Origin of the sequence: Salipiger bermudensis HTCC2601, assembly GCF_000153725.1 — a bacterium.
In the GTDB taxonomy this organism is placed as follows: Bacteria; Pseudomonadota; Alphaproteobacteria; order Rhodobacterales; family Rhodobacteraceae; genus Salipiger; species Salipiger bermudensis.
In genome coordinates, this window is record NZ_DS022277.1 from 386,970 (window position 1) to 409,115 (window position 22,146).

The window sequence follows — 22,146 nt, forward strand, 5'->3', positions numbered from 1 at the left end:
GCGCACCGGCAATCTCGCGTTACGCGAAGTTTGCCCACACATGGTCTTACCTTCTAAGGCCGTGGCGGATCAATTCGACCACCCCCCTATGTCGGCCATAGGCACAGGCGGTCGGTGGCCGTACTCATGCCGGGACCCGCTATGCGCATCTTGCCCGAGGCCCTACAGTCATGGCGCATCGTGAACACGCCTTCAGGGTCAACCGGAGCCTCAAGCGGCGAACCTCCCCCACCTAGCTGGGCCGAGCGTAGCCGCATTGATCTGGTAACTGAACCCTCAGTCAGGCAAAAAGGATGCATCTTAGATCTAGTAGGGAGGAGATCTTGTGAAACAGACTGGATTGATCGCGGCGCTGACGCTTGGCACCGCCCTGACATCGACCGCGGCCACCGCGGAAACGCTGATCGTCGCCACCGACCTGCCTCCGACGCATTTCGTGTCGGTGCAGGGGGTCGAGCGGCTGATGACCTGCATCACCGAAGGCGCCGGGGACGCCATCGATTTCAACTATTTCCCCTCCGGCCAGCTGGTCAAGCGCGACGAGGGGGTCTCGGCGCTTCAGAAGGGGCTCGCGCAGATGACCTTCTCGACCATCGCGGCCGAGACCGCGACGGTGCCGCTGCAAAGCGTGACGCTTCTGCCCGGCATGTCGGAGTCGGCCGTGGCCGCAGTCGAGGCGTGGCGCGAGGCGATCAGCCGGGACGGTGTGCTCAAGGCCGAGCTCGACGAGGTCGGCGTCAAGCCGCTTCAGCTGAGCCTGCTGGCCCCCTACCAGATCATGGGCACCAAGACCTATGCCGAGGTGTCGGACTGGTCGGGCCAGAAGATCCGCACCACCGGCTCGGCGCTGAACTTCCTGGTCGAATCCATCGGCGCGGTTCCGGTCGAGATGTCGGCCAACGATCTCTACACCGCAATGCAGCGTGGCACCGTCGACGGCACCATCCTGTCCTTCGCCAGCGCCACGCCCTACTCGGTCAACGAGGTCGCCACCCACATGAGCGCCAATGCCAGCTTCGGCACCTCGGCCTCGTGGATTGGCATGAGCCAGGAGGTGTTCGACGGGCTGCCCGCCGAGGTGCAGACCGTGGTCGACGAGTGCGGCAAGAAGACCGAACTCGAGCTCGCGGCCTGGGTCGACGAGAACGAGGGCAGGCTGCGCGACGAATACGCCTCGCAGGGCATCGAGATCTACGAGCTGACGCCCGAGCAGGTCGAGGCCTTCTCGACCGCGATGGAGCCGGTTGAGAGCAATTTCGTGGCACGGCTCAACGATCGCGGTCTGCCAGGCCAGGACGCGCTCGACGAGTTCAAGGCCGCGCTCTCCGACTGACGCGCGCCATATCGCGGGATGACAGGGGAGCGGGCCTGATGCGCCCGCTCCCCTTTTTGTTTGTCGCCGTCGCTTTGAGCCGAACGTTCGGACCATAGGCCAGCGCGAAGGCCGCAAGAGGCGGCAGGGGCGCGATATTTCCGGGCCAGATCGTGCATGATACACGATACTACATGAAGAGAGCGGCTCGATCCCGGGCCAGACCAATTCGAACAGGGAGGTGCGGATGCCCGCAAACTACAAGCAACTGGCCAGCGGCATGTTCTACGAAGAGCTCGAGCCGGGCACGACTTACAAGCATTCGATCACCCGCACCGTCACCGAGGCCGACAACCTGCTGTTCTCCACGCTGACCTACAACATGGCCTGGCTGCACGTGGATGACGAGTATTGCCGCAACGAGTCGATCTTCGGCAAACGTCTGGTGAACAGCAATTTCACGCTGTCGCTGGTGGCCGGCGTGCAGGTGCACGACATGACCCTCGGCACCACGCTGGCCAACATGGGCTATTCCGACGTGAAATTCCCCAACCCGGTCTTCATCGGTGACACGATCTACACCGAGACCGAAGTGATCTCGAAGCGCGAGTCGAAATCGCGCCCCAATGCCGGGCTCGTCGAGTTCGAGACCCGCGGCCTCAACCAGCGCGACGAGGTCGTGGTGATCCTGCGCCGCACCGGCATGATGATCAAGAAATCCTCGCTCGAAGAGGACAGCTGACCGCGGCCCTGCCCCGCGCCCTGAGGCCGCGGGGCGGGCCCCTTCTCAGGCCTTCTCGGTCTTTGCCATCATCTCGAGATAGCCGTCGCGGCGGCTGGGGTCGACGGTCAGCGGTCGGTCGTAGGACGGATCACTGGGGTCGCGCGCAGGGCCGCGCCCGGCATTCATGAAGGCCTTCACCGGCTCCGGCAGGATCGCCCGCGTCGAGGTGAAGGAGGTCAGATCGTCCATGTCAGGGATCTCGTCCATCATCGACCAGTCGCGCAGCGTCACCCGCGCCGCGATGCGCCACTCCCCGTCCCGCTTCTCGAGCCGGTCGACATAGCGCCCGCCGCCCAGAGTCAGCGGCTTGCCCTTGCGGTTCATGCACACGAACATGAAGTAGGTCTCGGAATGGGCCGTGTCGCCCTCGATCTCCACGGTCTGGTTCAGCAGGCAATGCTGGTGCGACAGGTGCGCCGCGCCATGCTGGCCAAGTGCCCACTCGACGAACTCCTCGGGCGTGCCGACGAATTTGCCATGCTCATCGAGACAATCCGGATGAAAGGCCGACAGGATCAATGCGCGGTCGAAGCGGTCGACGCCCCGGCAATACCGGACGAGACATTGCCGGATCTGTTCGCGATCCCAGAGCTCTGCGACCTTTTGCTCGAGTGATGGTTCTGCGCTTGCCATGGTCTCCCCCCAATGGTTGTGGCCGCGCTCGGGCGGCGGATCTCGTCTCGGGAGACAGTATGCAGGTTGCGCCCGCTCCGGCGAGAGGCGGCACCTGCGCACATAGTCGCCGCCTATGCCGGGCGGAGGAAACGCATGGCACCGCGCCCTGATATCCGGAAACGGGCCGAACCGGCGGCCCGCCTGCCCTACACTCAACGACGACGCCGCCCCACCGGGCGGCTTGTGACAGAGATGGGAGGATCTGCCATGAAGATCGGTATCGTCGGCGCCGGGCGCATCGCCAGCGCCCTCGTCACCAGGCTCGCCCCGCAGGGGCACGAGCTGATGATCAGCAATTCGCGCGGTGCCGAGGCGGTTCGCGAGACCGCCGAGGCGCTCGGCTGTCATGGGGGCTCGGCCGAGGAGGCGGCGCAATTCGGCGATGTCACGGTGGTCACCGTACCGCTCAATGCCTTCGACACCCTTCCGGCCGAAGCCATAGGCCAGCGCATCGTGATCGACACCTGCAACTACTATCCCGGTCGCGACGGCGTGCTTCCCGAGTTCGAGGGCGGCGGCGAGACCACCAGCGGCCAGTTGCAGCGCAAGCTGCCCAAGGCCCGCGTCGTCAAGGCGTTCAACTCGATCATGTCGCCGCATCTCGAGCAGGGTGGCAAGACGCCCCCGTCCGGCGGCACCCCCGCCCTGCCCATCGCCAGCGACGACGAACAGGCCGCCACCGTGGTCTCGCAGATCGTGAGGGATGCCGGGTTCGAGCCGGTCCATGCCGGCCCGCTGGCCGAGAGCTGGCGCTTTGAGCGCGCCCGGCCGGTCTATTGCCGTCCGCTCGACGCGCGGGCGCTCCAAGCGGGGCTCGCAGCCACCCGTCCGGAGGATTTCGTGCCCGAGAATTCCTGGAAGGACTAAGACGCCTCCATGATCCGGCTTGCGATCAGCCTGCCGCCTCTCCCGGGCGGCGGGCTTCCTCACGTTGCAGGAAGTCGAAGCGATAGACCCGCCGGGCGATCTTCCAGCCCTCGGCGGTGCGGCGGTAGCTGTCGGAATACTCGACGAGGCTGCGCGGCGTCACCCGGTCCGAGATCACCCCCTCGCGCGGGGCCGGCTCGCGGAAGACGATGGCGTAGGACGAGCCGGTGGCGCTGTCCTCGTCGATGACCTCGACGATCTGGTTGGTCGCCACGTGCCGCCCCAGCCGATCCTTCGGATAGCGCCCGATCCAGTCGCGGATCGCGGCGCGTCCCTCGATCGGTACCGGCTCGACCGCAGGCTTGTAGACCGCGTCCTCGGTATAGATCGCTGCGAAGGCATCGGGGTCGAGGTGATCGAGGTGGCGGCAGTAGAGCACCGTCAGCTTGGCGCACTCGTGTTCGATCAACATCCGTTGCACGGGGTCCATCGGATCTCCTCCCTCGTGAGTTTGCGTTCAAAGTGAACGAGCCGCGGCAACGTCTTGACGCTGCCGCGGCCCGAGGACGGGTGCTCTCGCGGCGCGGCTCAGTCCAGCAGGTTCGGCAGCCAGAGGGCGATGGCCGGGAAGCTGATCAGCAGGGTGAGCGTGATCATGTCGGTGGCGATGAACCACAGCGCGCCCCGGAATACCGTCGAGATCGGCACCGTGCCTCTCAGGGCGGACCCTATGACATAGCAGTTCAGGCCCACGGGCGGGGTGATCATGCCGATCTCCAGCAGCTTGATGACGATGATGCCGAACCAGATCATGTCGACATTGGCCGCCTGCAGCAGCGGGAAGAAGATCGGCAATGTCAGCAGCATGATGCCGATCGACTCGATGAACATGCCGAGCACGATATAGACCACCGCGATCATCAGGATCAGAACCACCGGGCTGTCGCCGACCGAGAGCATCGCGTTGGCGATGGCACGCGGCACGCCGGTCAGCCCCATGAAGCTGGTGAACATGGTGGCGCCCACCGCGATGATGAACACCGTCGAGGTGCCGATGGCCGCGTCACGCACGGCGGTGCGCACCACGGTCCAGGTCAGGCGACGACGCAGCGCCGCGAGCACCATGGCGAGCGAGGCGCCGACGGCACCGGCTTCGGTCGGGGTCATCACCCCGGCGAAGATGCCGCCCAGCACACCGAGGATCAGCGCCGGCAGCGGCCAGACCTGCTTGAGTGCGGCGATGGTGTCGGCCCGGGTCGCGGTAATCTCGGCGCGCGGCGCCAGAGACGGGTTGGCCTTCACCCGCAGCATGATCATCGTCATGTACATCGCCGCCGAGAGCGCGCCCGGCAGGAAGCCCGCGAGGAACAGCTTGCCGACCGAGACATTGGCGAAGATCGCGTAGACGATCATCAGGATCGACGGCGGGATCAGCGAGCCCAGCGTGCCCGCCGAGGCGATTGTGCCGGTGGCGAGCGCCTTGTCATAGCCCTGCTTGAGCATCTCGGGCACTGCGATGCGCGACATCGCAGCCGAGGTCGCCACCGACGAGCCCGAGGCCGCCGAGAACAGCGCGCAGGCGCCGACCCCGGCGCAGCCGAGCCCGCCCGGCACCCGCCTGAGGATGATCTTGAGCGCGGCGAAGAGCCCGTCCGTCAGCCCCCCGTTCGAGGCCACGTACCCCATCAGCAGGAACATCGGCACGGCGCTGAAGCTCCAGTTCGCGATGAAGTCGAACGGGATGGCGCGGGCGATGCCCCAGGCGACCTGGAAGCCGAGCGCGGCCCAGACGCCCCCGAAGGAGACGAGAAGAAGCACGATCCCGATCGGCGCGCGGAGCGCGATCAGGAACAGCACGATGCCGGTGCTGGCGAATCCGATTTCCAACATCGACATGGTCAGTCAGCTCCGTGGTCGTTTTCTGCGGTGTGAACCGAGACCAGCTCGGCCCGCGCGCGCGGCTTGAAGAGAAGGCGGAAGAACAGGAGCAGGCAGACCAGAGAGGTCAGCACCATGGCGCAGGGCAGCAGGAAGCGCGCGGGCCAGATGTAGACGCGCACCGCGCCCATCACGATCTCCTTGCGCTCGAAGGCCTTGATGGCATCCGGCCACGAGATGTAGGCAAGCCCGCCATACCCGATCGCGCTGATCAGCAGGACGAAGCCCACCACCGCAACCTGCATCTTGTAGGGCATCATCTGGTAGAACAGTTCGACCGAGATTGACTGACGCGTCAGTTCGACAAATGCCATGGGCAGAACCACGATCGCCACCATGTAGTAATAGGCGGTTACTTCCAGCGTGCCCTGGATCGGGGTGTTGATGGTGTATTTCAGGACAACGTCCAGCGTGACATGCCCCATCATCGCCAGGACCGGGATGGTGGTGATGGTCACGAGTGCCTCCGACACCCACTCAAGCGGATTGCGGATCATGCTCCTCCCTCCTTCTTTTTCGGGCAGCGCGGTCCTGGGACAGTCCTCCTCGTCCAGGCTCGGCGCAGATCGCCCGATTGTCCTTGTCTACCGGCTGGGCCGTTTCTCCGGCAAGCGCGCCATGCCGCGGCAAACCTTTGGGTGGCGACAGCCTCCGCCTATGGGAGGAAAAATACCGTTCCGCGGCGGCAGGGCGTCTGACTATAGTCCTAAATTGCATCATTGTTGCATGCCGCCGCCGCGCTGACGGCCAGCGGCCTGCAACGCAAGGGAGGAGAGGGATCACATGACTTCTATCAAAGCACTGCTGCTTGCCGGCGGCGTCGGCCTGATGGCGGCCACCAGCGTCGCGGCCGAAAGCTATCGCATGGCGCATTTCCAGCCCGAGGGCGAAACCACCGTGCGCACCGCGAAATGGTTTGCCGAGGCGCTGAACGAGGCCACCAACGGCGAGATCGCCTTCGAGCTGTTCTCCGGCGGCGTGCTGCTGCCGGCCAAGTCCTCGCTGCAGGGCATCGGCGACGGCGTGGCGCAGGAAGGCTTCCACACCTCGGGCTACACCCCGTCGGAACTGCCGCTGTCGAACGCGCTGTCGGGCTCGGGCTACATAGTCTCCGACCCCACGGCGCTTGGTGCCGCCTATGCCGACTGGGTCGCCAACGATCCCGAGGGCCAGGCAGAGTTCGCCGAGCACAACGTGGTGCCCTTCGGCGGCTTCTCGACCCCGGGCTACCCGGCGATCTGCAACACCTCCGAGCCGATCACCGAGCTCGATCAGCTTCAGGGCCTGAAGATCCGCTTTCCCGGCGGCCTGACCTCGAAACTGGCGCAGGATCTGGGCGTCATCCCGGTCAACATCCCCGCAACCGAGATCTACCAAGCGCTTCAGACCGGCCAGATCGACTGCGCCGGCATCCTTGCCGCGTGGCTCAACATCGACAACTCGCTCGACGAGGTGTCGAACTCGGTCACGCTGCTGAACTGGGAAGGCAGCTTCAACTCGCCGGTCCAGCTCTACAACAAGGACTTCTGGCAGAGCCTGACCGACGAGCAGCGCGGCACCATCATGGAGCTGGTCGCGCAGGCCCATGCGCGCCTGCAGATCGACTTCCTCTCCTCCGACGAGAAGGCACTCGCCACCTCCGAGGAGAAGGGCCACGCCATTGTCGAGCCCGGAGAGAGCATCCAGAACGCTGTTCAGGAATGGGTCGACAACGGTCTTGGCGGCCGCAACGAGCTGGTCAAGGATGTCTACGGCGTCGAGGATCCGGAAGCGCTCTTCTCCTCGTTCCAGCCCTATCTCGACAAGTGGGCCGGCCTGATCGAAGGCATGGAAGACCCGGGCAACGAGGAAGAACTGACCAAGGTTCTCTATGACAACCTTTACGGTCAGCTCGACCCGGCGACCTACGGCATGGACTGACGCAGCCGCGACTGCACAGGATCGAGGCGGGCATGGCGACATGCCCGCCTTTTCCTTTACCCCCCTTCGCCCGGTGCGGTCTTGCACCTTGACCGCAAGCGGTCTTCAACAGACGGATCATCGCAACGCGAAACGGGGACCAAGCACATGACCGAGATCGGCAGACCGACCTATTACAGCCGGGTCGAGCGCTGGGAGTGCGACTACAACAACCACTGGAATGCCCGGTTCTACGGCCGCAGCTTCCAGATGGCGGCCGAGGCGCTCGCCACCGCGCCGGGTGCCCCCGGCCCCGGCGGTGCGATCACGCCGCTTCGGCACCTGCGTTTCCATCGCGAACTCTTCGTGTCCGCCCCCGTCGAAGTGCGCAGCGCGCGGCTCGCGGGCGGGCCACAGGACGGCGCCGTGGTTCACCTGCTGATGAGCGGCGGCGAGATCTCTGCCACCGCGCTCGACCTGACGACCCAGCGCGCCGCGGATCTGCCCGAGGTGACGCCCGAGGAGGTGCCGCTCGCCCTGCCCCGCGGACTCGGCACCACCCCGATGCGGGACTGGCCGGACGCCGGGGCGCATGACGTGACGGTGCCGCTCGGCCCGGTGCGGCCAAGCGATCTCGACCACACCGGCGCGCTGCTCTTCGAGCAGATCATCCGCCACAGCTCGGTCTCGTCCCACGCGCAGCTCAACCATCTCGGCTTCACGCCCGAGTTCTCGAACCGCACCGGGATCAACCGGATGGGGGTGGAGTTCCTGGTCTCGCGCGGGGCCGCACCGGTGGCAGGGCGGCCGCTCTTCGCGACGTCGCGGCTGCAGGCGATCAAGGGCAAGAGCTTCTGGGCGGTGCATCGCGTCTTCGACGACATGGGCGAGGCGGTGGCCACCATCGAGCAATGTCTACTGACCGTGGACCTCAACACCCGCAAAGCGGTGGCAGTGCCGGACTTCCTCTACGCGGCGCTCGACTGAGCGCCCGCCTTACGGGGCGGGCGGCAGCTTGCGCCTGGGCGTGCTCGACACCCCGGCGCGGCTCTCGCGCCAGAGGATGAACAGCCCCGCCGCGATCACCATCGCACCGCCGAACAGCGTGTTGATGCCGGGAATGTCACCAAAGATGAAATAGCCCAGCCCGATGGCGAAGAGCAGCGATGTGTACTCGAACGACGCGGTGACCGAGGCCGGCGCCGCTTGCAGGCTCAGCGCCATGCAGAGCTGGCCAAAACCTCCGAGGATCCCGCAGGCGATCAGCAGCGCAGTCTGCTCGAGCGTCAGTGGCTCCCAGCCGCCAAAGGCCGAGAGCGCAAGGAGCGACGAAGAGATCAGCCAGAAATAGGCGGTGATCGTGGTCGGCTTCTCGGTCTTCACCAGACCGCGCACCAGCAAGAACACCACCGCGACCCCCGCCGCCGCGATCAGCGCCGCCGCGATGCCGATCAGCTCGCGCGTGGTCAGCTCGGCCGAGCCGCTGGTCAGCATCGACAGGTTCGGCCAGGTGATGACAAGGACGCCGGCAAAGCCGAAGGCCACCGCACCCCAGCGGTTCACCCCCACCGCCTCGCGCAGGAACAGCGCCGAGAAGGCCACGACGAAGAGCGGCTGGGTGTATTGCAGGGTGACCGTCTCGGGCAGCGGCAGGGCCTGCACCGACACGAAGGTCAGGCCCATCATCGTCAGCCCCAGACAGGTGCGGGTCACGTGCCCGACGAAGCGCCTTGTGCGGAACGCCGCGGTCAGCTCACCGCGCAGGATCAGCAGCCCCGCGATCGGAAGGATCGAAAAGAAGCAGCGGAAGAACATCACCTCTCCCAGCGGCACGTCGTCGATCAGTTTCACCAGCGTCAGCATCAGCACGATGCAGATCACGTAGAGGATCTTGAAGGCGATCCCGCGCAGGTGCGAGTCGGGCTGCGCGACAGCGGCGGCCTCACTCATGGCATTCCTCCCTCGGATGTCCCAGGGCACCGCCAGCCCGGCCGGAGGCCGGGGCGGCGCACTGGCCTTGGAGGCATACTGCCCTCGGGTGACGGGAACGGACAGGGTGCGGCCACAGGCATAGGTATTGCGTTGCCCCGCGCAAGGCGCAGGCTCTCGGGCGGTGCGAAAGGCGCCGGCCACGTTTCTAAGCCGTTGGGATGCTCATATTCTGCAGGCGCCCGGAGGCGCACGCGCCCTCGGGCCCGAACGGACAGGAAAAGGGAGCGAGCCAGTCATGACGGGTATTCTTGAGGGCATCCGCGTGCTCGATTTCGGCCGGTGGATCGCCGGCCCCTATTGCGCGCATCTGCTCGCCAGTTTCGGCGCCGACGTGATCCGCATCGAGCGCCCGCGCGGCGAGGACGACCGCTTCCTGATGCCGGTCACCGATCACGGCGAGGGCGCTCAGTTCCTGCAATGCAACGGCGGCAAGCGCTGCCTGGCGCTGGCGATGACCTCGCCCGAGGGCCGCGAGGTGATGAAGAAGATGATCGCGCAGGCCGACGTGGTGGTGGCGAACTACTCGCCCAACGCGCTGAAGTATTTTGGCCTCGACTACGACACCCTGAAAGCCATCAAGCCCGACATCATCCTTGCCACCGCCAGCGCCTACGGCACTGAAGGGCCGATGGCCGAGCGCATCGGCTTTGACGGGGTGGGCCAGGCGGTGAGCGGCGCGGTCTGGCTGACCGGCGAGCCGGGCAAGCCGCATCGCGCGGCGACGGCGCCGATCGACTTCTCGACCTCACTGTCGCTGGCCTATGGCACGCTGGCGGCGATCATCCGCAAGATGCGCAGCGGCGAGGGCACCCATGTCGAGGCCTCGCTGGTGGGCACCTCGCTCAACCTCACCAACCAGATCCTGATGGAGGAAGGCACCGGCTTCCGCCACCGCGAGCCATCGGGCAACCGCAGCCCGATGTCGGGCCCGTCCGACATCTTCAAGGCGCGCGACGGCTGGTTCATCATGCAGGTGATCGGCCAGAAGGTGTTCCAGCGCTGGTGCAAGATCGTCGAGCGCGAGGACCTGCTCGACGACCCGCGCTTCGCCACGGACGACACCCGCGGCGAGAACGGCGAGGACCTGAGCGCGATCATGCAGAAATGGTGCGCGGACAAGCGCCGCGACGACTGCATCGAGATCCTCGGCAATGCCAGCATCGGCTGCGGCCCGGTGCTGTCTCCGGCCGAGGTGATGGGCGGCGCGCTCGACCTGCGCCAGACCTTCATGCGCGACGTGGCCTTCCCCGACTCCGCGCCCTTCCCGCTGGTGCCGCCGCCGGCGAAGCTCTCGGGCGGTAGCGTGGACTTCGCCCGCCCGCCGCTGCTTGGCGAGCACAGCGAGGCGGTGCTGGCGGATTATGGCTTCAGCACCGAGGAGATCGCCGCGATGTGCGAGGCAGGCACCGTCAAGGCCGGCTGACCCGCTGCATTAACGAGCGCCAACAAGAAACGCCCCCGCGGAGACCCGCGGGGGCGCTTGCTTTCAAGCCTGCCGCCTCAGCGCCTTCGCGAGAAATCCGGGCGCCGCTTTTCCTTGTGGCTGGCCACGCCCTCGCGCACGTCCGGGCCGCCGAAGCCGAGGAATTCCAGCGCCAGGCCGGCCTCGAAGGTGCCGGCGTTGTGCTTCCAGAACAGGTTTAGCGTCTGCTTGGTCCAGCGGATCGATTCCTGTGCGCCCCGGTTCAGCTTGCTGGCGGTCTTGCGCGCCGTCTCGAGCAGGTCTTCCTCCTCGACGGTGAGCGACACCAGACCGATGCGCTCGGCCTCCGCCCCCGAGATCTTGTCGCAGGTCAGCAGCAGGTACTTGGCCTTGGCCATGCCGCACATCAGCGGCCAGACCGCCGCCGCGTGGTCGCCCGCAGCCACCCCGAGCCGCGTGTGGCCGTCGACGATCACCGCGTCCTTGGCGGCGATCGAGATGTCGGCCATCAGCGCCACCACGAGCCCTGCGCCCACAGCCGGGCCGTGGATCGCCGAGATGATCGGCTTCGAGCAGTCGATCATGTTGTAATAAAGATCGCGGGACTCGCGCAGAACCTGCGTCAGCGTGCCGTAATCCTCGATCTGGGCGTCGATCAGGGCAAAATCTCCGCCCGCCGAGAACGCCTTGCCGGCGCCGCGCACGATGACCACGTTGACGTCCGGGTCCTCGTCGATGGTGTTCCAGACATAGGGGATGTCGGAATGCACCCGCGCGTCCACCGCGTTCAGGTTCGGGCCGTCGAAGATCAGCTCCAGCACGCCGGGCTCGTTCATTTCGAACTTGAAGGCGTAGTCCTTGTATTTGTCGAGAGCGCTCATTGTCCTGTCCCTTAGCTGACGCGTTCGAAGATCGCGGCGAGGCCCTGCCCGCCGCCGATGCACATGGTTTCCAGCCCGTATCGGTCCTTGCGGCGCTCCATCTCGCGCAGCATGGTGGCAAGGATGCGCACACCCGTGGCGCCGACCGGATGGCCGAGCGAGATGCCCGAGCCATTGACGTTGAGCCGGGCGTAGTCGTCGTCGCCGAAGCCCCAGCTCTTGGTGCAGGCCAGCACCTGCGCCGCGAAGGCCTCGTTCAGCTCGACGAGATCCATGTCCTTCATGGCAAGCCCGGCGCGGCCGAGCGCCTTCTCGACTGCGGGTACCGGGCCGATGCCCATGCGCTCGGGGCCGACCCCCGCCACGCCCCAGTTCACCAGCCGGCCCATCGGCTTGAGGCCGAGCGCCTCGGCCTTCTCGCGGGTGGTGACGATGCAGGCGGCGGCGGCGTCATTCTGGCCCGAGGCATTGCCCGCGGTGACCGTCGCCTCGGCATCCGAGCGCCCAAGGATCGGCCGCAGGCCCGAGAGGCTCTCGGCGGTGGCGTCGTGGCGAATGTGCTCGTCGGTGTCGAACACGGTCTCGCCCTTGCGCGACTTGATCGTGACCGGCACCGTCTCGTCGCGGAACTTGCCCGCGGCGGTCGCGGCAGACGCCTTGGCGTGCGAGTTGGCGGCGAAGGCATCCTGCTCCTCGCGCGAGATCGAGAAGTCGCGGCGCAGGTTCTCCGCGGTCTCGAGCATGCCGCCCGCCACCGGATAGAACTTGCCGCCCGAGGTGACGCGGCCGCGCCCGATGCGGCACATGAGCTCGGCGTCGCGGCCCTTGAGGCCCCAGCGCGCGCCCATTGTGTAGTACTCCGCCTGGCTCATGGACTCGGCGCCGCCGGCGATGATCAGGTCGGCCACGCCGGTTTGCACGCACATCGAGGCATTGATCACCGCCTGCAGCCCCGAGCCGCAGCGGCGGTCGATCTGGGTGCCCGGCACCGAGATGTCGAGCCCGGCATCGAGCGCCGCGATCCGACCGATCGCCGGGGCCTCGGAATTGGGGTAGACCTGCCCGAAGATCACGTCGTCGATCTCCTCGCTGGTGACACCCGAACGTTCGACCAGCGCCTTGACCACCGTGGCGGCAAGCTCGGCGACGGGCACATCCCGCAGGGAGCCGCCGTAGCCGCCGACCGGAGTGCGGATCGGTTCGCAGATGACTGCATCGCGCATCTATTCTGTCCTTCCTTTCGTCTTGTTCTGTCTGGCGCCGGCCTCCCGCCGGCGCCGGTCGTCCTCAGTAGGAGCGCGGCAGTCCGAGCACCTTGTCGGAGATGAAATTCATCACCATCTGCTGGCTGATCGGCGCGATCTTGAGGTGCCGTGCCTCCATCCAGAAGCGCGAGACGTGGTACTCGGTCGACATGCTGAAACCGCCATGGAACTGCATTGCCCGGTCCGCCGCCTCGAAGCCGGCATCGCTTGCGAGGTATTTGGCGGCATTGGCCTCGGGCCCGCAAGAGCGGCCCTCGTCGAACAGCCGCGCCGCCTTCTGGGTCACCAGATCCGCCGCCTCGAGCCGCATCCAGGCATCCGCGAGCGGGTGCGCCACGGCCTGGTTCTTGCCGATCGGACGGTCGAAGACGATGCGGTCCTTGGCGTATTGCACCGCCAGGTTCAGCGCTCCGCGCCCCAGCCCGATGCAGGTTTGCGCCACCGCGATACGCTCGGGATTCAGGCCGTCGATCAGGCAACGGAAGCCCTTGCCCTCCTCGCCGACGATCTCGTCCTCGAAGACCTCGAAATCCTCGAACACGATCTCGTTGCTGTCGACCGCGTTGCGCATGATCTTGTCGATGCGGTTGATCTGCACGCCCTTCTTGTCCTTCAGACGGCTGAGGAACAGCGTCATGCCATCGAACGGGCGTTCGGGGTTGCGCGGGCTGGTGCGGGTCAGCAGCAGGATGCGGTCGGCGTTGAGCGCGTTCGAAATCCACACCTTGCGCCCGTTCACGAGGTAACGGTTGCCGTCCTTCTTGGCGAAGGTCTTGAGCCGCGAGGTGTCGACGCCGTTGTCGGGTTCGGACACGCCGAAGCACATCATTTCCTCGCCGCTGGCGAGCTTGGGCAGGAACTCCTGCTTCATCTCGGGCGAGCCGTGGTGGATCACCGGACCCGGCGGAAAGACGTAGTACTGGAACACCGAGTTGGCGTTGAACCCGCATTTCTGGCCCAGTTCGTCGAGCACGATGCCGCATTCGGTCAGGCCAAGCCCCATGCCGCCGTATTCCTCGGGCATCAGGATGCCGAGCCAGCCGCCCTGGGCCAGCGCGTCCTTGAAATCCCAGGGGTACTCCTTGGTCTTGTCCATCTTGCGCCAGTATTCGAGATCGAACTCCTCGGCGATCTTGCTGACGGAGCCTCGGATCAGGTCGAGTTCGGATTGGTCGAGTGCCATTCTGGGGTCTCCTCTCAGGCGGTCTGTTCGGTGTCGGCCTGCACCGGGATCAGCTCGAGCGGGGTCGACGCATCGAGCGCCGACATGTCGCCCGCGGGCTGGCCGAGATAGCGCGCGCGGATGGCGCGGCGCATGATCTTGCCGTTCTTGGTCTTGGGCAGGCCCGGCACCGGCACGATCAGCGACGGGATCATCGCCTTGCCCACCAGCCGGGTGACGGCCTCTGCTGCCCTCACCATGTCGAGCGCCTCGACGCCGCTGCCCAGCGTCACGAAGGCCACGATGCGCGAGCCGCGATCCGGGTCGGGCACGCCGATCACGGCGGCCTCCGAGACCTCGGGGTTGGTCACCAAGGCGCTCTCGATCTCGGCCGGGCCGATGCGGCGGCCCGAGACCTTGATGGTGTCGTCCGAGCGGCCGTGGATGCGCCAGTAGCCATCGCCGGCCACCGAGGCGAGGTCGCCATGCACCCAGGTGTCGGGGAAGGTGCTCCAGTAGGTCTCGAAATAACGCTCGGGATCCTGCCAGAAGGCGTGGGTCATCCCCGGCCAGGTGTTGTGCACCGCAAGCTCGCCGATGCCGTCGGTGGGATTGCCCTCGGCATCGAGCACGTCGGCATCCTGCCCCGGCAGCGGGCCCGCGAAGGTGGCGCAGGAGATCGGCGCGCAGGTGTAGTTCGACAGGATGCCGCCGCCGGTCTCGGTGCCGCCGGTGTAGTTGATGATGGGAAGCGTCTTCCCGCCCACGTCGCGGAACAGCCACCACCAGGTCGGCTCGTCCCAGGCCTCGCCTGTGGAGGTGAAGGCGCGCAGGCTCGAGATGTCCTGCTCCGGAACGCCACCCGCCATCGCCGCCCGCAGACCGCGCGCGGCGGTGGGCGCCATGCCCAGCATGGTCACGCGGTGGCGCTCGACGATGTCCCACATGCGGTTGTGATCGGGGAAGTTCGGCAGCCCTTCGACAAAGACGATACCGGCGCCGAACTGCAGGCAACCGGTGATCATCAGCGGCCCCAGCATCCAGCCCATGTCGGCGATCCAGCCGACGAGGTCGTCGGACTGCACATCGAAGGCATAGCCGAAATCGACGCCGGACTTGATCAGGTAGCCGGCATGGCTGTGCACAATGCCCTTGGGCGCACCGGTGGTGCCAGAGGTATAGATGATCATGAACGGATCGTTGGGATCGCAGGCCACGGTCGGCACCGGATCGCACGCCTTGCCGATGTCGGCCCAGGCGTGGTCGCGCCCCTCGGTCATTGCGCAGCCGCTTCCGGTGTTCTCGATCACCAGCACATGGCGCACGCCGGGGGCCTGCTTCAACGCGCCGTCAGCGGTCTCTTTCATGGCGACAGGCTTGCCTTTGCGGGTGGTGCCGTCGACGGTGACCAGCGCCACAGCGTCCGCCGCGTTGAGCCGCGCCGCGAGCGGATCGGGCCCGTAGCCCGAGAAGGCCGGCACCGCCACGGCGCCGATCTTGGCGCAGGCCATCAGCGCCACCGCGGCCTCGGGGATCACCGGAAGGAACAGCCCTACCCGGTCGCCCTTGCCGATGCCGAGCGCCGCCAGCCCGGCGGCCACCCGCTCGACCTCGGCGCCAAGCGCGCCGAAGCTCAGCTCGCGGCACACACCGCTGTCGGCTTCACTGATCACGGCGGGCCGCTTTGCGGCCTCGGGGTCTTTAGCGTGGCGAGTGACGCAATGGGTCGCGACGTTCAGCGCCCCGCCGGAGAACCAGCGCGGAAAGGCAAAGCCGGCGCTGTCGTCGCGGAAGGTGGACCAGGGCGTCGTGAAGGTGACGCCGAGGTCGTCGAGCGCCCGCGGCCAGAAGCTCTCGGGGTCGTCGATCGACGCCCGATGCATGTCCTCGAGCCCCTCATAGCCCCAGCGGTGCATCGCCGCCGCCAGGCGGCTGCGGTCCATCTGGTCAGGGCCGGGCATCCAGTCTGCGGATGCCGCCTCGCCGAAACGCGCGCGTCCCTTCATCGCCTCACCCCCTGCCCTTGAGCTGCTCGTACATGCCGATCACCTCGCGTGCGGTCTTCACGTGGGCGAGATCGATATGCATGCCCTCGTAGGCCACCGCCGCATCGCCACGCGCCACACCGGCATCGAAAGCGTCGATCATGCCCTGATAGAAGGCGACCTCCTGCTCGGTCGGCATGAAGACCTCGTTGGCGATGGCGACATGGCTGGGGTGGATCGCCACCAGCCCGCGGAAGCCGAGGGTCTTGTTGTCACGGGCGAATTTCCACGCGCCGTCGATATCCTTGAGATCCTGCCACAGCCCGACGATGGGAAAATCCCGCCCCGCCGCGCGCACAGCCAGCACCGCGCGCGAGCGCATGTAGAGCGTCTCGAACCCGTCCGGGGTGAACTCGAACCCGATCGAGCGCGACACGTCGGCATCGCGCGCCGTGCCGGCGAACAGCGTGGCACAGCGCGGCGACGCCTTGATCATGTTCTCGCAGTCCGCGTAGGCCTGCGCTGTCTCGAGCGAGAGCACAAATTCCAGCGTGCCCGCGTCAACCCCGTTGCGACGCTCATAGTGATCGACCAGCGCCTCGGCCTGCACCACGTCGCGTGCGCCGTAGGTCTTGGGCGGCAGGAAGCCGTTGCAGCCCTTGATCGCCACCGCCTCGAGATCATCGCCCATCATGCCGGTCTCGAGCGCGTTGAGGCGCACATAGACCCCGACCTCGGGATCGGACTTTGCCAGCTCACCAATTGTTTCGGCGACCATGTGGCGGGTCTCGGCTTTCATGTCCTCGGGCACGGAATCCTCAAGGTCTAGGATCACCGCATCCGCGCCGGCGGCCACCGCCTTCTTGGCCCAGGATTGCTTGTGGCCGGGAACGAACAGCATCGAACGTGTGGGTTTCATACCGGAAATGCCTCCTCTTTCCCCTTTTGATGCATAATATATTATTTTGGGTCAATTGAGCCACGCCGCTCCGGAGGGCTCGAAAGGCAAAAGCTGGCAACCTCATAGGCGCCGCTCGGGCCGGGCTTGGAAACCCCTGCGAATGGGCGCAGGGGTGATCGCCTAGGGCGGCGACAGGCAGCGGCTTCGGCGACCGCAATTGACAATCCCCGCCCTGCCCCGAAGCTCGCAGCAGGCACCAAGACGGAATAGAGGAGACAGGCACGTGGAGCGTTTCAAGGGAAAGACCGCGCTGGTCATCGGCGCCGGCACCGCCGGCGGCGGCTGGGGCATCGGCAAGGCCTGCGCGGCACAGTTCGCCCGCGAGGGGGCCAGCGTTGTCTGCTTCGATCTCGACGCCCGTCTCGCCGAAGAGGCCGCCCGGACGATCCGCGACGAGGGCGGCACCGCGCTCGGCATCGGCGGCAACGCCACCTCCTCGGACGAGGTCAAGGCGGCGGTCGACGCCGCGGTGGCCGAGTTCGGCGGGCTCGACCTGCTGGTCAACAACGTGGGCATCGTGGTGCCCGGCGACGTGGTGGAGCTCTCGGAAGAGGATTTCGACAAGGTCTTCGCGGTCAATCTCAAGAGCTGCTTCCTGTCGATGAAGCACGCCATTCCCGAGATGCTGGCCCGCGGTGGCGGCGCGGTGGTCAACGTCTCGTCGATCTCGAGCATCCGCTATCTCGGGAAGAACTACGTCGCCTACTATTCCTCGAAGGCGGCAATGAACCAGATGACCCGGGTGACCGCGGCGGAATACGCCGCGCGGCAGGTCCGGGTGAACGCGGTGCTGCCGGGGCTGATGGACACGCCGATGGCACGCGCCTCGGCGCAGAGCAACTGGGGCGCCTCCCCCGAGCAGATGGACGAGGTCTGGAAGGCGCGGGCCGAGCGCGTGCCGATGAAATGGCTCGGCGACGCCTGGGACATCGCCCGCGCCTCGGCCTTCCTCGCCAGCGACGACGCCCGCTTCATCACCGGCCAGACCCTGACCGTCGATGGCGGCATGACGCTGGGCTGCTGAGGAGCGCATCATGGCCGCCGGGAAATCCGCGCTTTCGCTGCTTGTCGATCCGGCCTTTCGGCGGCTCCTGCCCTCCATCGAGGTCTGTTTCCTTGGCCTGTTCATCCATATCGTCGCCTGTTCGTGGGTGATGGCCGAACTCACCGACAGCGCCACGATGGTGGCGCTCGTCACCACCATCACGTCGCTGCCGCCGGTGCTGCTGTCGCTGCTGGCAGGCGGGCTCGCGGATGTGCTCGATCGGCGGCGGGTGATGATCCTCAGCCAGATCTTCATGTTCCTCGTGTCGCTGGTGCTGGTGGGCATGGCGGCGGCGCAACTGCTGACACCCGCCTGGGTGCTGGTGCTGGCGTTCCTTGTGACCTCGGGCAACGCGACCCTGGCCCCGGCCTGGATCGCCTCGCTGGGTGACATCGCCCCGCGCGACCAGCTTCCCGAGGCGGTGTCGCTTCACACCATCAGCGCCAACCTGATGAAGACGCTCGGCCCGGTGCTGGGCGGACTAGTGCTCGCCACCGCCGGCAGCACCGCGGCTTTCCTCGTCGGATCGCTGAGCTACGTCCCTGCGATCGTGGCCCTGGCGCTGTGGCGGGCACCCAAGCGTGAGGATGTTCCCGGCGCCTCGATCGGGCGGGCAATCTCAGAGGGGGTCCGGTTCATCGTCGAAGCGCGGCACGTGCATCCGATCGTGCAGCGGGTGTTCCTGTTCGGCTTCTGCTCCAACGGCATGATCGCGCTTCTGCCGCTGGTGGCCCGCGACCAGTTCACCGGCGAGGCCGACATCTACGGGCTGCTCTATGGCAGCATCGGCATCGGAGCGATCTCTGGCGGCCTGCTGCTGTCGCGGCTGCGCCGCGCCTTCGGCATCGAGCGCGTCGTCACCGGCATGACCGCGCTCTGCGCCGCCGCCATCCTGGTGCTGGCACTGACCCATGCCCCGATTGTCGGGCTCGCGGCGACATTCGTCTGCGGCGCCTGCTGGCTGGTCAACCTGACGCTGCTGAACTCGACACTGCAACTCTCGGCGCCGCGCCGGCTGGTGGGGCGGATGGTGTCGATGCACCTCACCTTCACCTATCTCGGGCTGGCGCTCGGGAGCTGGGGCTGGGGCATCGTGGCCGAGCATTTCGGCCTGCAGATCGCGCTCGTGGCGTCGGCTGTAGCGATGGCGGGCACCGCGCTGTTCGCGATCTGGCGCCCGCTGCCTGATGTCACCGGGCCGGAGCCGGATCCGCTCGCCGGCAAACCCTGACGCCCGGCAGGACGGCCGAAGATTCTTCGCACGAAAAATCTTCGGTCGCACGCTCAGGCGAGGCTGTCGGCATACTCCTTCGGCAGCCCGATGGTGCGGATCTCAACATAGGGATCAAATCCCTCGCGGCCGTGCTCGCGACCAATCCCCGACGCCTTCACCCCGCCGATCGGGCAATGGAAGCCACAGCCCGCACCGTTGACCTCGACCACCCCCGACTTGATGCGCTCGGCGATGGCCACGCCGCGCGCGGTGTCGGCGGTGAAGACCGAGCCGTTCAGCCCGTATTGCGAGTTGTTGGCGATGGCGATGGCCTCGTCCTCGGTGTCATAGGTGATGACCGAGAGCACCGGGCCGAAGATCTCTTCCTGCGCCACCGTCGCACCGGGTTCGACCCCGGCGAGGATCGTTGGCCGCACGAACCAGCCGCGGTTCAGCCCCTCGGGCCGCCCCGGTCCGCCGCAGATCAACCGCGCGCCATCCTTGAGCCCGGTGTCAATATAGCCGGCCACCCGGTCGCGCTGACGCTGGCTGACCATCGGGCCGATCTGGGTCGTCTCGTCGAGCGGATCGCCCACCGGCATCGACGCCACCAGCGCCTCGAGCCGCTCCAGCGCTTCCGCCTCCTGCCGCTTCGAGACCACGATGCGGGTCTTGAGGCTGCAGATCTGGCCAGAGTTGCGGAACGAGCCGACGCGGAGCGCCTCGATGGCGGCACCGACATCGGCATCCTCGAGCAGCACCGCCGCCGACTTGCCGCCAAGCTCCAGCGTGATCGGGCGCAGCAAGTCGCCGCAACCCCGCGCCAGCGTCTGCCCGGCGATGGTCGAGCCGGTGAAGGAAACCTTGTTCACCCCCGGGTGCAGCGCGAGATACTCGCTCTCGGCGCGGTCGGCGCAGAGCATGTTGAAGCTGCCAGGCGGAAAGCCCGCCTCGTCGATCATCTCAGCCAGCAGGTAGGCGCTGAGAGGCGATTCCGGCGCCGGCTTGAGGATCACCGTGCAGCCCGCCAGCAGTGCCGGGCCGATCTTGGCCAGCGTCACCATAAGCGGCGCGTTCCACGGCACGATGGCCACCACCACCCCCTTGGGCTTGCGCAGCACGAGGCCGTTGCCGGTCTTGGACTGGCGCAGTTCGCGCCAGGCCAGCTGCGGCGCAAGATCGAGCTGCGCCTCCATCATCATGATCGGGATCGGCACCTGCTGGGTGCGCGAGGCGGTGATCGGGCTGCCCATCTCGGCGGTGATGGTCTGCGCGATCTCTTCGGCGCGGCGCTCGAAGATGTCCTTCAACCGCGCGAGGCAGGCCATGCGCTCGGACAGTTCGAGATGCGGCCACGGCCCCTCGTCGAAGGCACGGCGCGCCGCCGCGACCGCCGCGTCGACATCGGCGCGCGACCCGGCCGGCACCGAGGCGATGGGCTCTTCGGTCACCGGCGAGATCACCTCGATCCGGTCCGAGGAGTCCGGCGTGACCCAGTCCCCGCCGATATAGATCCGATCCAGATTGCCACTTGCTGCCATTGGTCCTGCTCCTCCTGTCCCGTGGTCCGCCGCCGGGCCGGGCCCGGCCTGTCTCCGGGCGCGCCTCAGAGCACGCGAAGACAGACGGACCTTAGCTGACGCGCGGATCAGTGAAAGCGGCGGCGATGCGGCATAGGCCGCACCTATCCGGGCGACAGGGCGAATGACGCGCGCCGCGGCTGCACAGGCCGGAACTTGTTGCCTATCCTGGGCCGCAAGGTGCCACCGCCCGGGCGATGGCGCAGACAAAACGGACAAGGCAAGGAAACGGATATGCTCGAGGGTAAGGTCGCAGTCGTCACCGGCGCAGGCAACGGCATCGGACGGGCGCTGGCAGTGGCGCTGGCGCGCGCCGGCGCGTCGGTGGTGGTCAACGATATCGGCGTCTCGCTGTCCGGCGAGGGCGGCTCAAACTCGCCGGCCGAGGACACCCGCGACGAGATCCGGGGCTTCGGCGGTCAGGCCACGATCAGCACCGACTCGGTCTCGGACTGGGACGCGGCGCAGCGCATCGTCGGCACCGCCGTCGACAGCTTCGGCAAGCTCGACATCGTGGTCAACAATGCCGGCATCCTGCGGGACGCGATGTTCCACAAGATGGAGCCGGAGCAGTGGCTCTCGGTGCTGAACGTCCATCTCAACGGCACGTTCTTCGTCAGCCGCGCCGCGGCGCCGCTGTTCCGACAGCAGGAATCGGGGGCCTACATCAACATGACCAGCGCCTCGGGCCTGGTGGGCAATATCGGGCAGGCCAACTATTCCGCCGCCAAGCTCGGGATCGTGGCACTGACCAAGTCGATCGCGCTAGACATGGCGCGCTACAACGTCCGCGCCAACTGCATCTGCCCCTTCGCCTGGGGCCGGATGACGGGAAACATCCCCACCGACACCCCGGATCAGCAAGCGCGGGTCGACAAGCTCAAGCAGATGACCCCCGAGAAGAACACCCCGCTTGCGGTCTACCTCGCCTCGGAAGCGGCGAAGGACGTGTCGGGCCAGGTCTTTGCAGTGCGCAAGAACGAGATCCTGCTGATGAGCCAGAGCCGGCCCGTGCGCTCGGTACAGCGCGAGGAAGGCTGGACGCCCGAGCTGATCCGCGACCACGCCGGCCCGGCGCTGGCCCCGGCCTATTTCGGGCTCGACCGCAGCCAGGACGTGTTTTCCTGGGACCCCGTTTGACGACCCGAGTCTGAAGAGGAGGAG

At 66.8% G+C, this 22,146-nt stretch carries 20 protein-coding genes; 9 read left to right on the forward strand and 11 right to left on the reverse strand.

Annotated elements, in window-relative coordinates; all coding sequences use genetic code 11:
* The first annotated feature begins 325 nt into the window (after positions 1-325).
* Positions 326-1,333 carry a TRAP transporter substrate-binding protein gene (locus R2601_RS20895; protein ID WP_007802259.1) on the forward strand — a complete coding sequence of 336 codons (1,008 nt, stop codon included), beginning with the start codon at positions 326-328 and terminating at the stop codon, positions 1,331-1,333.
* Positions 1,334-1,559: 226 nt separating this feature from the next.
* Positions 1,560-2,054, forward strand: a complete 495-nt coding sequence (locus tag R2601_RS20900) for a MaoC family dehydratase (protein WP_040545685.1) — start codon at positions 1,560-1,562, stop codon at positions 2,052-2,054.
* A gap of 45 nt (positions 2,055-2,099) precedes the next feature.
* Here R2601_RS20900 and R2601_RS20905 read toward each other — a convergent pair whose 3' ends face one another.
* A complete protein-coding gene (locus R2601_RS20905) occupies positions 2,100-2,729 on the reverse strand; it encodes a nuclear transport factor 2 family protein (RefSeq protein WP_040545686.1) in 630 nt (209 codons plus the stop codon).
* Between the two features lie 249 nt (positions 2,730-2,978).
* On the opposite strand from R2601_RS20905, the gene R2601_RS20910 reads away from it, so the two are divergent.
* Positions 2,979-3,638, forward strand: coding sequence for an NADPH-dependent F420 reductase (locus R2601_RS20910; RefSeq protein ID WP_007802275.1), 660 nt, complete (start codon positions 2,979-2,981; stop codon positions 3,636-3,638).
* Positions 3,639-3,663: 25 nt separating this feature from the next.
* Here the strand turns inward: R2601_RS20910 and R2601_RS25660 are convergent, their stop codons facing one another.
* The 3 genes from R2601_RS25660 to R2601_RS20925 all read right to left on the reverse strand — a co-directional run bounded on the left by R2601_RS25660 (position 3,664) and on the right by R2601_RS20925 (position 6,073).
* Positions 3,664-4,128 (reverse strand): nuclear transport factor 2 family protein, encoded by a 465-nt coding sequence (locus R2601_RS25660; RefSeq protein WP_050768474.1) that lies wholly within the window; start codon positions 4,126-4,128, stop codon positions 3,664-3,666.
* A 98-nt stretch (positions 4,129-4,226) separates the two neighbouring features.
* Positions 4,227-5,534, reverse strand: a complete 1,308-nt coding sequence (locus R2601_RS20920; RefSeq protein ID WP_040545687.1) for a TRAP transporter large permease — start codon at positions 5,532-5,534, stop codon at positions 4,227-4,229.
* A 2-nt stretch (positions 5,535-5,536) separates the two neighbouring features.
* Entirely contained in the window at positions 5,537-6,073 is a 537-nt protein-coding gene (locus tag R2601_RS20925; protein WP_050768475.1) for a TRAP transporter small permease subunit, read from the reverse strand.
* Positions 6,074-6,359: 286 nt separating this feature from the next.
* On the opposite strand from R2601_RS20925, the gene R2601_RS20930 reads away from it, so the two are divergent.
* Entirely contained in the window at positions 6,360-7,496 is a 1,137-nt protein-coding gene (locus tag R2601_RS20930) for a C4-dicarboxylate TRAP transporter substrate-binding protein (RefSeq protein ID WP_040545689.1), read from the forward strand.
* Between the two features lie 147 nt (positions 7,497-7,643).
* Positions 7,644-8,462: a hypothetical protein gene (locus tag R2601_RS20935; protein WP_007802308.1), complete on the forward strand. Its 819-nt coding sequence runs from the start codon at positions 7,644-7,646 to the stop codon at positions 8,460-8,462.
* 9 nt (positions 8,463-8,471) lie between these two features.
* On the opposite strand, the gene R2601_RS20940 is transcribed toward R2601_RS20935, so the two are convergent.
* Complete coding sequence (locus R2601_RS20940) at positions 8,472-9,425, reverse strand: DMT family transporter (protein WP_040545690.1); 954 nt, start codon at positions 9,423-9,425, stop codon at positions 8,472-8,474.
* Positions 9,426-9,702: 277 nt separating this feature from the next.
* Here R2601_RS20940 and R2601_RS20945 point away from each other — a divergent pair, with 277 nt between their 5' ends.
* The gene (locus R2601_RS20945) at positions 9,703-10,890 is read left to right on the forward strand and encodes a CaiB/BaiF CoA transferase family protein (RefSeq protein WP_040545691.1); all 1,188 of its coding nucleotides are present in this window, start codon (positions 9,703-9,705) and stop codon (positions 10,888-10,890) included.
* Between the two features lie 77 nt (positions 10,891-10,967).
* Here the strand turns inward: R2601_RS20945 and R2601_RS20950 are convergent, their stop codons facing one another.
* From R2601_RS20950 to R2601_RS20970, 5 genes are all read right to left on the reverse strand, one after another.
* Positions 10,968-11,771 carry an enoyl-CoA hydratase/isomerase family protein gene (locus R2601_RS20950; protein ID WP_007802333.1) on the reverse strand — a complete coding sequence of 268 codons (804 nt, stop codon included), beginning with the start codon at positions 11,769-11,771 and terminating at the stop codon, positions 10,968-10,970.
* Between the two features lie 11 nt (positions 11,772-11,782).
* Positions 11,783-12,994, reverse strand: a complete 1,212-nt coding sequence (locus R2601_RS20955) for an acetyl-CoA C-acetyltransferase (RefSeq protein WP_040545693.1) — start codon at positions 12,992-12,994, stop codon at positions 11,783-11,785.
* 64 nt (positions 12,995-13,058) lie between these two features.
* Positions 13,059-14,219, reverse strand: coding sequence for an acyl-CoA dehydrogenase family protein (locus R2601_RS20960; protein WP_007802343.1), 1,161 nt, complete (start codon positions 14,217-14,219; stop codon positions 13,059-13,061).
* A 14-nt stretch (positions 14,220-14,233) separates the two neighbouring features.
* Positions 14,234-16,204 (reverse strand): AMP-binding protein, encoded by a 1,971-nt coding sequence (locus R2601_RS20965; RefSeq protein ID WP_007802344.1) that lies wholly within the window; start codon positions 16,202-16,204, stop codon positions 14,234-14,236.
* 4 nt (positions 16,205-16,208) lie between these two features.
* The gene (locus R2601_RS20970; protein WP_007802346.1) at positions 16,209-17,102 is read right to left on the reverse strand and encodes an HpcH/HpaI aldolase/citrate lyase family protein; all 894 of its coding nucleotides are present in this window, start codon (positions 17,100-17,102) and stop codon (positions 16,209-16,211) included.
* A gap of 265 nt (positions 17,103-17,367) precedes the next feature.
* Here R2601_RS20970 and R2601_RS20975 point away from each other — a divergent pair, with 265 nt between their 5' ends.
* Positions 17,368-18,168 (forward strand): SDR family NAD(P)-dependent oxidoreductase, encoded by an 801-nt coding sequence (locus R2601_RS20975; protein WP_007802348.1) that lies wholly within the window; start codon positions 17,368-17,370, stop codon positions 18,166-18,168.
* Between the two features lie 10 nt (positions 18,169-18,178).
* Positions 18,179-19,420 (forward strand): MFS transporter, encoded by a 1,242-nt coding sequence (locus R2601_RS20980; RefSeq protein ID WP_007802350.1) that lies wholly within the window; start codon positions 18,179-18,181, stop codon positions 19,418-19,420.
* Between the two features lie 53 nt (positions 19,421-19,473).
* Here the strand turns inward: R2601_RS20980 and R2601_RS20985 are convergent, their stop codons facing one another.
* Positions 19,474-20,943, reverse strand: coding sequence for an aldehyde dehydrogenase (locus R2601_RS20985; protein WP_007802358.1), 1,470 nt, complete (start codon positions 20,941-20,943; stop codon positions 19,474-19,476).
* A 273-nt stretch (positions 20,944-21,216) separates the two neighbouring features.
* Here R2601_RS20985 and R2601_RS20990 point away from each other — a divergent pair, with 273 nt between their 5' ends.
* Positions 21,217-22,122 (forward strand): SDR family NAD(P)-dependent oxidoreductase, encoded by a 906-nt coding sequence (locus tag R2601_RS20990; protein ID WP_040545694.1) that lies wholly within the window; start codon positions 21,217-21,219, stop codon positions 22,120-22,122.
* The last annotated feature ends 24 nt before the right edge of the window (positions 22,123-22,146 follow it).